The organism is Lacibacter cauensis (genome assembly GCF_007830055.1).
GTDB lineage: Bacteria > Bacteroidota > Bacteroidia > Chitinophagales > Chitinophagaceae > Lacibacter > Lacibacter cauensis.
Genome location: NZ_VLLE01000003.1, coordinates 571,447 through 584,561 on the forward strand (window position 1 = coordinate 571,447; position 13,115 = coordinate 584,561).

Annotated in this window: 12 protein-coding genes; 8 read left to right on the top strand and 4 right to left on the bottom strand. The window is 42.0% G+C overall.

Annotation, left to right across the window (positions count from 1 at the left end; all coding sequences use genetic code 11):
* Positions 1-44 precede the first annotated feature (44 nt).
* The 4 genes from IQ13_RS07730 to IQ13_RS07745 form a co-directional block, all read right to left on the bottom strand.
* Entirely contained in the window at positions 45-452 is a 408-nt protein-coding gene (locus IQ13_RS07730; RefSeq protein WP_144885644.1) for a DUF4332 domain-containing protein, read from the bottom strand.
* A 118-nt stretch (positions 453-570) separates the two neighbouring features.
* On the bottom strand, positions 571-1,425 hold the full coding sequence (locus tag IQ13_RS07735; protein ID WP_144885645.1) for an outer membrane beta-barrel protein: 855 nt from the start codon (positions 1,423-1,425) through the stop codon (positions 571-573).
* Positions 1,426-1,449: 24 nt separating this feature from the next.
* Positions 1,450-2,529 carry an anti-sigma factor gene (locus tag IQ13_RS07740; RefSeq protein ID WP_144885648.1) on the bottom strand — a complete coding sequence of 360 codons (1,080 nt, stop codon included), beginning with the start codon at positions 2,527-2,529 and terminating at the stop codon, positions 1,450-1,452.
* Between the two features lie 97 nt (positions 2,530-2,626).
* Entirely contained in the window at positions 2,627-3,112 is a 486-nt protein-coding gene (locus IQ13_RS07745) for an RNA polymerase sigma factor (RefSeq protein WP_144885650.1), read from the bottom strand.
* 484 nt (positions 3,113-3,596) lie between these two features.
* On the opposite strand from IQ13_RS07745, the gene kbl reads away from it, so the two are divergent.
* The 8 genes from kbl (at position 3,597) to nadB (ending at position 13,103) form a co-directional block, all read left to right on the top strand.
* Positions 3,597-4,796: a glycine C-acetyltransferase gene (gene kbl, locus IQ13_RS07750; protein WP_144885652.1), complete on the top strand. Its 1,200-nt coding sequence runs from the start codon at positions 3,597-3,599 to the stop codon at positions 4,794-4,796.
* Complete coding sequence (locus IQ13_RS07755) at positions 4,796-5,317, top strand: hypothetical protein (RefSeq protein WP_144885654.1); 522 nt, start codon at positions 4,796-4,798, stop codon at positions 5,315-5,317. The genes kbl and IQ13_RS07755 overlap by 1 nt, the downstream gene beginning before the upstream one ends.
* Before the next feature lie 50 nt (positions 5,318-5,367).
* Positions 5,368-6,174, top strand: coding sequence for a class D beta-lactamase (gene blaOXA, locus IQ13_RS07760; RefSeq protein WP_144885656.1), 807 nt, complete (start codon positions 5,368-5,370; stop codon positions 6,172-6,174).
* 160 nt (positions 6,175-6,334) lie between these two features.
* Positions 6,335-7,357 carry a VWA domain-containing protein gene (locus tag IQ13_RS07765; RefSeq protein ID WP_144885658.1) on the top strand — a complete coding sequence of 341 codons (1,023 nt, stop codon included), beginning with the start codon at positions 6,335-6,337 and terminating at the stop codon, positions 7,355-7,357.
* Positions 7,358-7,454: 97 nt separating this feature from the next.
* Positions 7,455-8,093, top strand: a complete 639-nt coding sequence (locus tag IQ13_RS07770) for a tetratricopeptide repeat protein (RefSeq protein WP_144885660.1) — start codon at positions 7,455-7,457, stop codon at positions 8,091-8,093.
* Positions 8,094-8,236: 143 nt separating this feature from the next.
* Positions 8,237-10,276 (top strand): (E)-4-hydroxy-3-methylbut-2-enyl-diphosphate synthase, encoded by a 2,040-nt coding sequence (gene ispG, locus IQ13_RS07775; protein ID WP_199758208.1) that lies wholly within the window; start codon positions 8,237-8,239, stop codon positions 10,274-10,276.
* 32 nt (positions 10,277-10,308) lie between these two features.
* Positions 10,309-11,082 (top strand): hypothetical protein, encoded by a 774-nt coding sequence (locus IQ13_RS07780; protein ID WP_144885664.1) that lies wholly within the window; start codon positions 10,309-10,311, stop codon positions 11,080-11,082.
* A 419-nt stretch (positions 11,083-11,501) separates the two neighbouring features.
* Entirely contained in the window at positions 11,502-13,103 is a 1,602-nt protein-coding gene (gene nadB / locus IQ13_RS07785; RefSeq protein ID WP_144885666.1) for an L-aspartate oxidase, read from the top strand.
* Positions 13,104-13,115 lie beyond the last annotated feature (12 nt).

Below are 13,115 nucleotides of genomic sequence, written 5' to 3' on the forward strand. Positions count from 1 at the left end.
CCGCTCTTTATCAGGCGGCTTTTTATTATTGATCGAAAAAATGCTTAGTGAAAAACTTTTTGCTCCAGTGTTTTTGCCTGTGCAATCATCTCTGCTAACGATTCGGCAGAAGGCACTTTGCCGGTTAAGCCAAACTGTTCATTTGTTTCAACAAGCTTTGCGTGCAGGTTTTCGGCATTGCGGTGCGCCAGTTCTTTTACGGTATCTACACCGGCAGCTTCCAGCAGTTCTGCTGTTTGTCCGGCAACACCGGTAATACGATGCAGATCGGCATGGTTGACCCAGGTAAGAATCAGGTTTTCGGGTATACCGGTCACTTCACTTATGCCAACTCTACCTTTTTTTGTACTTCCTTGCGCCAGCAAATCATCGGTAGTAAAAATGGCCATGGTTTCAAGCCTTGCTGCATAGTTAGGGCCAATACCTTCAATATCGATTACTTTATAACTCATCTGTTTTTTTTGAGTGAGCAAATTAAGGAAAATACCCTCCCCAACCCCTCCCGGGAGGGGATAAAAAAAGCCGCTCCCTTTCGAGAGCGGCCAGCCAGAGAATACAGCGTTAGCTGTATTACCAGCTGCTAAGCCGGATACCAATGTTGTAAGGTGTTTGTTGTAATCCGTTTTTATGTAAATCGTTCAACGCATAGCTTCCGTAGAGACGTACTGCACCAAGGTTCAATTCGCCGATTGCAGAAAGCTTCCATGGTTCCAGGTTAAAGTCGCTTCTTACTTTTTCTTTACCGTTCTGTTCGCTTTTCATTTTCTGGCGGGCTGCATACAGGTAACCTGCGCTTACACCTGCACTAAAGCCATAACCTCTTTTGCGTTTGGGTGCAAAGTTGAAATCGAGCATAACCGGCACCGTTAAATAATCGGCAGCCAGTTTGTTTTTGCGGTACTTGATGTTGTCGATGGTAATGTTGGTTGTTGGCTCGGTATTGTAACGCACACTTTTTTCGAAACTGTAGTTGTTCATTTCAACACCTAAACCATATTTCAGGTTTACCACGTGTTGAATGATGTTTACACGCTGCATAAAGAACCAAACGTTTACGTTAATGGAACGGCCGTTGCGTAAATCCAGTTGTTCTTTGGTGCCGCCGGGGAAGAAGGCCTGTGTTGCAGGTGCTGCATAATTGGTTTGATCATTTACATTGGAAAAACCAAGATCAACAATCAACCAGTTGGTACTCACGTTCGACTTTTTGTACTCTTTACGCTTTTTAATTTCTACGGTTGTACCGCCATCTTCGTTGTTATCATCTTTCTTCTCTTCTTTTTTTTCTTTGCCATCATTCTTTTTAATGATGACCATGTTGCCGATCTTAATGGTGTCGGCGCTTTGTGGTTTGGTGGTGTCGGTTTGTGCATTAACGCCAAGGCATACGATGAGACCAAGCAATGCGAATAAAGACTGCTTCATAAAATTTCCGTTTAAAGTTTTTTGTTATTGGGTGTTTACTGCAAACACAGCAAAGCGTACTTCGGAGCTGCCTGACTGAATACCGGTTTTACGTTCAAACGTCCGTTTTGCTTTTTTAAGTAACCCTGCTATACCACTTCTGCGTTGTCTTTCTTCGGTAAGAAGCTCATTGTCTTCTTCGTTGTCAACTGCAGCTACATCGTTGTTGTAAAGTGTATAAGCGGCGTTGGTTGCTGTGCTTGTTTCTATAGGTTGTACGGTTGGTGTTGCAGAATTGTTACTGGGAACATCAAAATTATTTTTTGCAACATCTGGTTGTGTTGTAGTAACAGGTTCTACCTCTACATTTGGTTTTGTTGTGGTTGTTGTGTTACCTGTATTGTTATTTACCACAGTTGTTGATACAGTAACCGTATTTGTTTGCGTGTTGTTTTGTGCATTAATTGTTTCATTTACGGCAACAGAACCGTTTTCTGCATCTTGTTTCTTTTTTTCCTCTTCTAAAATTTCTATAACTGTTTTTGGCGATTGCGTTGCTTTTTGTTGTCCATTTGTACGTTCAGCTACTGCAACTTTTGTTGCATCAGGAGTATACTCTTTATCCATCATTAACCACATTGCACTGCCGAGCAATACAACCACAGCTGCAGCTGCACTCCAGCGCCTTGCCGATGCACTTAATGAAAACACACGGGCAGGTTCGGCTTGTTTGTACAGTAATTGTTTATCAGGAAATACAATCGACGTATCTGGTTTAACCTGGCTGCGGCGTAACCAAAGCAACTCTTTTTGCAGGCTGGTATTTGTAAGCAGTTCTTTTTCTACGTTCGCTTTTTCAGCAGCAGGTAATTCTTCATCAACATACAATAAAAGTTGCTCTTCGTTTACACTGCTTTCTTCAACCGGTTTCAACAGCGACTGCATAAATGCATCATCCAGTTTGGCATCAGCTGTAAACGTAGATTGATTGATGAGAGCGAACTCTTCCTGCAGGTCGGGATTGGCCGCCACAAAAGCTTCCACAATTTCCCGTTGCCCGGCTGTCAACTCATTGTCGACATACAGGAGGAAAAATTCTTCGTAATTATGGCGGTTAATATTCATTTTTTATTTTTTGTCCGAAAGTCGGTAAGACCGAAGTCCGGAAGATTATTCATCTGTCAGCATTGTTCTTTCTGACTTTCCGACTAATAACTTCTAACTACATCACATTTTCAATACTCACTAGGTAATTCTTCAATTGCAATCTCGCCCTGTGCAAGTACACTTTTACCTGGCTCTCGTTCAATCCCGTTATTTCGCCTATCTCTTCGTAACTGTATCCTTCGTAATCTTTCAGCAATACCAGGCTGCGGGCTGTTTCACTTAACCGGGCCAGGGCTTCTTCCAGTACTTTCTTCATATTGTGCTGTGGACGGTCCTGTATACGCACTTCTTCTGCAAACTCGTCTCTCAATGTCATCCGTTTGTGTTTGCGTATATGGTCAATCATTTGATTGTACGCAATCGTAAACAGGTACGATTTGCTCCTTTCGGTGTCCACATTGTCCTTATTCACCCACAATTTTTCGAAAGCACTCTGCACAACATCCCGTGCATCTTCCTCGTGCCCCAAATTTTTGAGGATAAAACGGTATACGTTATCGGCATACCGGGTCACACAATCATTATATTCTCTGGCGGTCATAAATCAGTTAGTGATCCGTGATGATAAGTTTAACTACATGTGTTACGTACACAGGAATTAAAAGTTACAGCGAAATGAAATTATTTTTTAAAGAGATCCTGAAAACGAATCTAAAATAAAGAACCCGGTTTGGGGAGCGTTGGTATTGGCAGGTTTTTCCTGGCAGGCTTCTTTGCATGCCGGAGATGCAGGTGCCATTTTCTTGTATGCAGATGTACCCGAAAGCAAAGCCCAAGAAGATACCGTTATAAGAATAACAGCGGCCAAAAGTATTAATTGCTTCTTCATCTGATTGTTCGTTGCTTTTTTCATTTACAAGTACTGCGGCCCTGCGGCATAACAGCTGTTTAATGAAGTTGGACGAAGTTAGAGCTAAAATGTTACAATTAGCCCACATATTTATGTGAAAATCCCCAAGGTGCAATCGGTTACACATAAAAGGAGTGGCGAATCGCCCTAAATTTGTCGCCTAAACTATTGACGTATGAATGCGAAACTTGTGCAACGAATTGCAAATGAACTGGATGAGATAAAAGCCAACGGGCTGTTTAAGACCGAACGCATCATTGAAAGTGCGCAAGGCCCGGAGATCATGGTAAACGGAAAAATTGTGCTCAATTTCTGCGCCAATAACTACCTCGGCCTGTCATCGCACCCCAAAGTAATTGAGGCGGCAAAAAAATACATCGACCTGCGGGGCTTTGGTATGAGCAGTGTACGCTTCATCTGCGGTACGCAGGATATTCATAAAGAACTGGAAGCAAAAATTTCTAAATTCCTCGGTACAGAAGATACTATTTTATATGCAGCCGCTTTCGATGCCAACGGTGGTGTGTTCGAGCCTTTGTTTGGCGAACAGGATGCCATCATCAGCGATGCGTTGAACCATGCCAGTATTATCGACGGGGTTCGTTTGTGCAAAGCCCAGCGCTTCCGTTACGAACATAACAACATGGCCGACCTGGAAGCCAAACTGCAGGAAGCAGCCGGTGCCCGTAACCGAATTATTGTAACCGATGGCAGCTTTAGCATGGATGGCACCATTGCCCAGCTGGATAAAATAGTGGAGCTGGCAGAAAAATATGATGCAGCCATAATGGTAGATGAATGCCACAGCAGCGGCTTCTTAGGTAAAACAGGTCGTGGTACACACGAATACCGAGGGGTGATGGGTAAGATTGATATTATTACCGGCACATTGGGTAAAGCGCTTGGCGGTGCCAGCGGTGGTTTTACCAGCGGCAGTAAAGAAGTAATTGAAATGCTGCGCCAGCGTTCACGCCCATACCTTTTCAGCAATACCTTGGCGCCAAGTATTGTGGGTGCATCCATTGCTGTAATGGACTTGTTGAGCGAAACAACTGAGCTGCGTGATAAACTGGAAGCCAACACCAAATACTTCCGTACAAAAATGACAGCAGCAGGTTTTGATATTAAACCCGGCGATCACCCGATTGTACCGATTATGTTGTACGATGCGGTAGTGGCACAAAACTTTGCAGCGAAATTGCTGAGCGAAGGCATTTACGTCATCGGCTTCTTCTTCCCGGTTGTACCAAAAGGCCAGGCACGCATCCGTGTACAGTTAAGTGCGGCACACGATCAGCAACATTTAGATAAAGCCATCGCTGCCTTTACAAAAGTGGGCAAAGAATTAGGCGTATTAAAAGAAGTAACTGCATAATGCGTATTCTGTTTACAGTATATTTTTTGTTGATGGTTGTGTGTTCATTTGCACAACCATCTTCTTTTCCTGCATCTTTTGTTGGTAACTGGAAAGGAACGCTCACCTGGATCAGGCCGGGCAAACAACCGCAGGAGTTTACAATGCGGTTAAACATTCAGCCCGTAGACAGTGGCAGGTACACCTGGCAAATTGTTTATGGCGATAACCAGCAAGACAACCGTCCATATTTGTTACAGCCTGTTGATACAGCAAAAGGTCACTGGCAAGTAGATGAGCGAAATACAATTGTGCTCGACAGTTATGTTATTGGCAATGTATTCTCTTCTGTTTTTTCTGTATCGGGCAGCACCATTGTAAGTAAATACGAATTAACGGATAAAGGACTGCTCGTTAGTTTTACCACGTTTGCAACGAAGCCTGTTACAATAACAGGAGGGACTTCAGCCGAAATGCCACCTGTCGATAGTTACAAGGTTCTTGGCTTGCAACAAGGGGTTCTTAAAAGAGTAGCCAATTAAAAGGCCTGCATTCACATTCTAACTTTACTTTTGTGCCAAATTTCAACGGTATGCGTCTTGTTTCAATTTTGGTGGCAGTTGTGCTCTTCTTCAATTCCTGTTCTATCAATAATTTCAGTATTGATAACGATCTGCAGCAATACTTCGATCAGTACAAAGCCAAGGGATCGTTTGCCATGTTCGATAATGCACAGGCGCATTTTACCATTTACGACTCAGCTAATTTTCGCAAGCGTTATACACCGGCTTCCACGTTTAAAATTGTTAACTCATTAATTGGCCTGGAAACAGGCAAAATCTTCGATGAGAAAATGATCATTAAATGGGATGGTGTTGTAAGGGAACGTGAAGAACTGAACAAAGATTTAACAATGGAAGAAGCGTTCAAAGTTTCTTCTGTTCCTTATTACCAGGAAGTAGCCCGCCGTATTGGAAAAGATACCATGCAATATTGGCTCGATTCGATCAAGTATGGTAACATGCAAATCGGTACTGCTGTCGATTCGTTCTGGCTCAACAATCAATTAAAAATTTCGCCCGATGAGCAATTGGGTTTGGTGAAGCGTTTATACTTCGAACAATTACCTTTTCAAAAACGTACGCAGCAGATCGTTCGTAAAGTAATGCTGCAGGAAGATAATTCACTCTACAAGCTGTCGTACAAAACAGGCTGGGGTTTCGATGAAAAAGGCGATAATGTGGGTTGGATCGTAGGTTGGATCGAAGAGAACCGTCACCCTTATTTCTTTGTACTGCTGGTACAATCGCCCGATCGTAATTACGATATGCGTACTAATCGCCTGGCTTTGTTGAAAGCTATTCTCAAGCATTACGATTTTATGCAGGGGAAGAAGTAAAGCAGTTTCTTGTTTATAGTTTAAGGTTTCTGGTTTGAGGTTCAGCTAAAGGCTATTTACTAATAACCATCGGCTATCGGCTAGAATAAACATTGGCGCAACTTTTGCAACCTGTTTGCCGTTATTGCTCTATTCCGGTATCTTGTACCCGTAACCGAACATGTTGTTTTCTTTCGCTCATATTGAATATTTGCTGTTGCTGCTGTTGGTAATACCGGCGCTGTTGTTGTTTGTATTGAATAAACGCTGGAAAACGATAACAAGGAAGAAAATAGGCGATGAGCAACTGGTGAATTTGTTAACGGTAAATCATTCTGCTAAAAAGTTTTCCATAAAGTTTTACCTCATTTTAGGTGCTTTGGCCTTAACAGCCATTGGTGCTGCCAACTTACGCACTGCCGGTAAAGCAGAGGCAGTCAACCGGAAAGGTCGTGATGTCATTGTTGCCATGGATGTAAGCAAAAGCATGCTGGCCGATGATGTAAAGCCCTCCCGGTTAGATAAAGCCAAGCTGTTTGTTACAAAACTACTCGATCAGTTGCCTGATGATCGTATTGGCTTGATCTGGTTTGCAGGTAAGGCTTATTTACCAATGCCCTTAACCGCCGATCAGGGTGCAGCCAAACTCTTTATTCAATCTGCTGCTCCGGATGCTGTTCCTACGCAAGGCACTGTTATTGGTGAGGCGTTGCGGTTGGCAGCAGAAAGTTTTCCGCAGAACAGTAAACGCTATAAAATTATTGTCCTTATCACCGATGGTGAAGATCACGATGAAGCAGCAGAACGGATGGCCAAAGAATTGAAAGATGGTGGTATTTTGTTGCTTACAATCGGCCTTGGTACAGCAGAAGGATCGGCTATACCCGATCCGGAAACAAAAGATTATAAGAAAGATAAGTTTGGACAAACTGTTGTTACCAAGTTGAACGAGCCCTTGCTAAAGCAGTTGGCTGCGGTCAATGGTGGTTTGTATGGCAATCTGCAGAATACCGATGAGATGTTGAACGATGTTACAAATGTCATCAACCAGTTGGAAAAGAAAGCAGTGGAAGGAGAAGTAAGCCAGGCAAATTACAACTACCATTTTATGTGGTTCCTGTTGGCAGCATTCTTGTTGTTAACGATGGAAGTATTTATTACGGAGCGGAAAAAGGTAACGACGGCAATCAATAAAAAAATATGAAATGAGCCATGATAAAATGTTCATGTTATTACCAAACGAAATGAACATTTTATTGTGACGAATAACATGTGGCAAAAAATCAAATAAAAATTAACACGTGAAGCTGATCATCACCATTTTAATTTCTTTTTTGTGTGTATATGCATACGCACAGGATGGTGATGTGGTTAAAGGAAACCGTTATTACAAAGAAGGGAATTACGAAAAAGCAGAAGAGTCTTACCGCAAGGCATTGGAAAAAAAGCCTACGCCTGTTGCCGGATATAACCTTGGTAACACATTGTACAAGCGTGAAGAAATTGACAAGGCCATTAAAGCTTTTGATGAGGCTATTGCAGCAGCCGACGATCCGGCTTTAAAAATAAAAGCCTTGTACAACAAGGCGGTGCTGTTGCATAAAAACAACCGTCTGCCCGAAGCAATTGCAGCGTATAAACAGGCGCTGCGTTTATCGCCGGATGATGACGAGGTAAGAAAAAACCTGCAGATAGCTTTGCGTGCACAAAAGCAACAGCAGCCCGAGGAAAAGAAGAAGAACCAAAAGCAACAGCAGCAACCAAAAGAAGAAAAGAAAAAGGAACAACCGAAGCCTCAACAACCCAAACCGCAAAAAAGCAAGCTTACCAAAAAGCAGGCTGAGCAATACCTGAAAGCGCTGGAGCAAAAAGAAAAAGAACTGCAGGAAAAGGTGCAGAAGAAGACCGGTGCACCCAACCAACCCGAAAAAGACTGGTAGCCAACCACTTTCTGATAAATTTGAAATTGAATCGGGCCGTGTTTTACTCAACCTTGCAGCCCTTTCTTTGTTACATTTGTACGAATTTCCAAAGCAGTCTGCCGGAAATTTTCAAATTAATCAATTTTCAAATTTTCAGATTGATGTTTCTCTATACTCCTTCCTTAACGGATTATCAACGACTGGCGACAAAAGAGGTGAAAATAGGCGATCTGCTGCTGGGCAATTTCAATCCTATCCGTGTACAAACGATGACCACTACCGATACCATGGACACAATGGGTACGGTAGAACAGAGTATCCGCTGTATTGAAGCCGGTGCAGAATTGGTACGGATAACTGCGCCTTCCAGAAAAGAAGCAGAGAATTTACAGAATATTAAAAACGAGTTACGCAAGCGTGGCTATAACACACCGTTGGTGGCCGATATTCATTTTACGCCCAACGCTGCAGAAATTGCAGCACGTATTGTAGAGAAAGTGCGTGTAAACCCCGGCAACTATGTGGATAAGAAAAAGTTTGAGCAGATTGAATATACCGATGCTGAATACCTCGAAGAAATCGATCGTATTCGTGAACGTTTTACGCCGCTGGTAAAAATTTGTAAGGAGTACGGTACAGCAATGCGTATCGGCACCAATCATGGTTCGTTGAGCGATCGCATTATGAGCCGCTATGGCGATACTGCTATTGGAATGGTGGAGAGTGCAATGGAGTTTTTGCGTATCGCACGGGCAGAAAGTTTTCACAACATTGTGTTGAGCATGAAGAGCAGTAACCCGCAGGTGATGGTACAGGCGTATCGTTTGCTTATTCAACACATGTATGGAGAGTTCAACGAATGTTATCCGTTGCATCTTGGTGTTACCGAAGCCGGCGATGGTGAAGATGGCCGTGTTAAAAGTGCAGCAGGTATTGGTACGTTGTTAGAAGATGGTATAGGCGATACAGTTCGTGTAAGCTTAACCGAAGATCCGGAATTTGAAATTCCTGTTTGTCGTGATCTGGTGAAGCGTTATTCAGTCGACAGTCGACAGACAACAGCCCATAGTAGCGTACCTGCTATTCATACCGGCAGCTTACCTTATTCTCCATTTGAGTATAAACGCAGAGAAACATTTGAAGTAAGCAATATCGGTGGCAAACAAGTACCTGTTGTAATTGCCGATTTAAGTAAGCTGAAAAAGATTACTCCGAAAGACCTGGAGCAGGTTGGTTATAAATATGATGAGGTAACCGATAAGTGGAGCATTGGCGATATGGCAGCCGATTATATTTTTACTGCAAACCAAAAACTCAACTTTGAATTACCCGGTACATTAAAAGTGATTGTTTATCCTGAAACATGGAAAGAAACAACGGCAGCAAGTGCAGGCGAACAAAAGTACTATCCCATTTTTATGGATAGCGGTTATGTTGAAGCAGAGAAGAAACATGCACAGTTGAATTTTGTAATGATCGACTGTTATAACGATGAAGAAACTATCAACGATTATACCTATCTCGATCAATTAGCCAATAACCCGACAGTAGTATTCTGCTTAAGCAGTACCAATAAAAATGCTATGCAGAGTGTGCGTCGAATGTTTATTGAGCTGATGAACCGTAAAATTCAAAATCCGGTTGTATTAATAACAGATAGCAACTGGAGTACAGCCGATGAGCATCTTATTCATTATTCAACTGAGTGTGGTGCATTGTTGCTGGATGGTATGGGCGACGGTGTTTGCCTTGGCATGAGTACAAACAGTTACGAACTGCAAACAGCAAGCTACTCGCAAAACACAAGTGGCCGTAATTATCTTTCCAATCAATCGCCTGAACAGTTCATCAACAATACTGCATTCAGCTTATTGCAGGCAACACGTACACGTATTTCCAAAACCGAGTACATCAGTTGCCCCAGTTGCGGAAGAACATTGTTCGATTTGCAGGAAACCACTGCAAAAATCCGTTCGGTAACCAATCATCTCAAAGGTGTTAAAATTGCCATCATGGGTTGTATTGTAAACGGTCCCGGCGAAATGGCCGACGCTGACTTTGGTTATGTGGGCAGTGGTCCGGGAAAAATTACCTTGTACAAAGGAAAAGAAGTCGTGAAACGTAATGTAGACAGTGAGGTTGCGGTTGATGAACTCATTAATCTCTTAAAAGAAAACGAAGCCTGGGTAGAGCCGGCATAATAACAGTTCAATCATTTAATTAAACACAAATCATGTACAAATACTTATCAGTTGTTGTTGCTGCCTTATTGTTGTTAACATCATGCAGTATGCACGAAGAAATTGATCTTGCAAAAGAAGGGAATGGCTTTTATAAAATAGATGTTGACATGAGCCAGATGATGGCAATGATAAAAAGTATGAGTGGCGATAAAATTCCCGACAGTGTTTCAAACAGGGTAATGGATTCTGTTTATTCATTGAAAGGAATGATTGATTCTTCGGGTGGTGAGTTTACAAAAGAAGAGAAAGCTTATTTCTACAATGGTACGGCACATGTTAAAATGGATATGCCGGGAAATAAGATGAATGTGGTAATGCAGTTTCCGGTAAAGAATGCAGCCGACTTAAAAAAGTTTTTTGCAGTGTATGATAAAGTAGATTCTTTAAATAAGTTGAAGAAGCAGCAGCAAAAGGAAGCAGAAGCAATTGCCGGACCAAATGATCAAATGGATCCTTCTCAAGGATTAATGAATGGAGGATTGCCGTTTAACAGAACGCCCTATATTATTACCGATACAAGCATTGAACGTGTTGCATTATCAAAAGAAAAAATGCAGGAGCAAATGGGAAAGGAAATGCAGGGAGCTGAAATGTTTATGTCGCAAATGAACATGATGGTAACCATTAAATTACCTCGTCCTGCAAAAAGACTGGAAGGTAAAAATGCAAAGCTGTCCGATGATAAGCGTTCGGTGTTTCTGTCTACGTCGTTATCAGAAATGATGGACAACGCAGAGTCTAATACCTTCAAAGTAATTTTCTAACAACCGATTGTATGGTGGTGGCATAGGCACAAAAAAATTCTGCACATGCCCCCATCATTGCATAAAAGCTGATAAGCCAGAGCTCGTGCAGAACAGTTTTTTTATGGATATCTTATCTCTTTTTTCTTTACAAATTCAATACCAAAAATCTTGCTTGTACAAGAATAATAAACATGTCGTTTTTATACGCTCAGCACAAAGCTGTTTCGCTAAAACAAACGTTTACATTGATAATTTACAAGAGGGATCAGGTGTTTTTCTATAAAGGGGATCTGTAAAACAGGTCAGCTTCATATTATATTTCAAAGATATGCATCAAACTTTTTTTTGACAAGCTTTTTTTGAAAAAATATTGGCAATGTATGCATGCAACGCACAAACATTTATGTTTCACTAACTTTAGCTTATAGATAAAAATTATGCAAACAGATTTTTTGGTGATTGGGTCGGGCATTGCAGGTTTAACGTATGCAATTAAGGTGGCAGAAGCTTGTCCGGATAAGCAGGTATTGATTGTGACAAAATCAATGGCAGATGAAACCAATACAAAATATGCACAGGGTGGTATTGCAGTGGTAAACGATCTGGAGAACGATAGTTTTGAAAAACACATTGATGATACGTTGATTGCCGGTGATGGTCTTTGTAATAAAGATATTGTGGAAGTTGTAGTGAAAGAAGGTGCATTACGGGTAAACGAAATTATTGAGTGGGGCGCACGTTTTGATAAAGAAAAAGATGGCGATTATGCATTGGGAAAAGAAGGCGGGCACAGTGAGCACCGTATTCTGCATCATAAAGATGTTACAGGTGCCGAAATGGAAAGGGCATTACTGGAAACAGTAAGTCGTCTTAAGAATGTTCAATTCGTGAATCATTATTTTGTTGTTGATCTCATTACACAACATCACCTTGGTTACCTGGTAACAAAATCAACACCCGATATACAATGTTATGGTGTGTATGCACTTAACCTGCAAACTAACCGTATTGAAATTATACAGTCGAAAATTACCATGCTGGCAGCAGGTGGTAACGGGCAGGTGTATCGTACTACAACAAATCCTTCTATTGCAAGTGGCGATGGTGTGGCAATGGTGTATCGTGCAAAAGGCCGTATTGAAAATATGGAGTTCATCCAGTTTCATCCAACGGCTTTGTACGAGGCAGGTCAGAAGGGACAGGCATTCCTGATAACAGAAGCTGTACGTGGCGATGGGGGTATTTTACGTAACCATAAGGGCGAAGCGTTTATGGAACGTTACGACGAACGTAAAGATCTTGCGCCACGTGATATTGTTGCAAGAGCCATCGACAGCGAAATGAAAATTAACGGTACCGAACATGTGTGGCTCGATTGCAGGCATATGGATCTTGAAAAGTTTATTCATCACTTCCCCAATATTTACGAAAAGTGTAAAAGCTTGGGTATTGACGTTGCACAACAAATGATACCGGTTGCCCCGGCAGCGCATTACAGTTGTGGTGGTATTAAAACTGATGAATGGGGACGCACTTCTATTAAGCATTTGTATGCTGCGGGCGAATGTGCAAGTACAGGTTTGCATGGTGCCAACCGCCTTGCGAGTAACTCATTGTTAGAAGCAATGGTATTTGCGCACCGCAGTTACCTGGATGCAGTTGAACAAATGAAAATGTTTACAGTTGCACAAACGGAATTACCGGAGTGGAATGCGAAAGGAACCAGCGTGCCCAAGGAAATGATTTTAATTACACAAAGCCTTAAAGAATTGCAACAGGTGATGAGTGATTATGTAGGCATTGTGCGCAACGATATTCGTTTGCAAAGGGCTATGCGCAGGCTGGATCTGTTGTGGGAAGAAACGGAAGAGCTTTATCGTAATACAACCATCTCTCCGCAAATAATGGAGTTGCGTAACATGATTACGGTTGGTTATCTTATTACAAAAGCAGCGGCATTCCGTAAAGAAAGCAGGGGCCTTCATTTTAACACCGATTATCCAAACAAAAATCCGCTGTTGCAGAATATTGTCCTGTAAGCAGATAACGTT

Bases quoted from the DNA above. Each gene is read 5' to 3' on its own strand.
- nadB (WP_144885666.1), top strand. From the start codon at position 11,502: ATGCAAACAGATTTTTTGGTGATTGGGTCGGGCATTGCAGGTTTAACG.
- IQ13_RS07740 (WP_144885648.1), bottom strand. From the start codon at position 2,529: ATGAATATTAACCGCCATAATTACGAAGAATTTTTCCTCCTGTATGTC.
- IQ13_RS07780 (WP_144885664.1), top strand. From the start codon at position 10,309: ATGTACAAATACTTATCAGTTGTTGTTGCTGCCTTATTGTTGTTAACA.
- ispG (WP_199758208.1), top strand. From the start codon at position 8,237: ATGTTTCTCTATACTCCTTCCTTAACGGATTATCAACGACTGGCGACA.
- blaOXA (WP_144885656.1), top strand. From the start codon at position 5,368: ATGCGTCTTGTTTCAATTTTGGTGGCAGTTGTGCTCTTCTTCAATTCC.
- kbl (WP_144885652.1), top strand. From the start codon at position 3,597: ATGAATGCGAAACTTGTGCAACGAATTGCAAATGAACTGGATGAGATA.
- IQ13_RS07755 (WP_144885654.1), top strand. From the start codon at position 4,796: ATGCGTATTCTGTTTACAGTATATTTTTTGTTGATGGTTGTGTGTTCA.
- IQ13_RS07730 (WP_144885644.1), bottom strand. From the start codon at position 452: ATGAGTTATAAAGTAATCGATATTGAAGGTATTGGCCCTAACTATGCA.
- IQ13_RS07735 (WP_144885645.1), bottom strand. From the start codon at position 1,425: ATGAAGCAGTCTTTATTCGCATTGCTTGGTCTCATCGTATGCCTTGGC.
- IQ13_RS07745 (WP_144885650.1), bottom strand. From the start codon at position 3,112: ATGACCGCCAGAGAATATAATGATTGTGTGACCCGGTATGCCGATAAC.
- IQ13_RS07765 (WP_144885658.1), top strand. From the start codon at position 6,335: ATGTTGTTTTCTTTCGCTCATATTGAATATTTGCTGTTGCTGCTGTTG.